Below are 232 nucleotides of genomic sequence, written 5' to 3'. Positions count from 1 at the left end.
CGCGACCCGCGAGGAAATGGAACAGGCGGATGACCTCCTTCTATCACTTACGACATTGGCCAAGCCGTCTAACGGAAGTGGCGGCACGGCAATGTCGCATGTGGAGACCATGATGCGGATGCAGGGTCATGATCCTGTATCTGAAGATAGCGCGAACCCGCCACCAGTGCGTCGTTCGCGGTTTTTCTATTCTCCGACGCAAAGTTTTGCTGAAGAAGTCAACGCATCGAAG

At 54.7% G+C, this 232-nt stretch carries 1 protein-coding gene; it reads left to right on the top strand.

Translation table 11 applies throughout. From position 1 onward, the window contains the following. The coding region (locus AC1RPN_RS09245; RefSeq protein WP_481763888.1) for a hypothetical protein at positions 1 to 232 on the top strand (232 nt) is incomplete at both ends.

This window comes from Dellaglioa sp. CoH-57-MRSF-20, from assembly GCF_056781955.1.
This window is presented reverse-complemented; position numbering and strand designations above follow the sequence as displayed.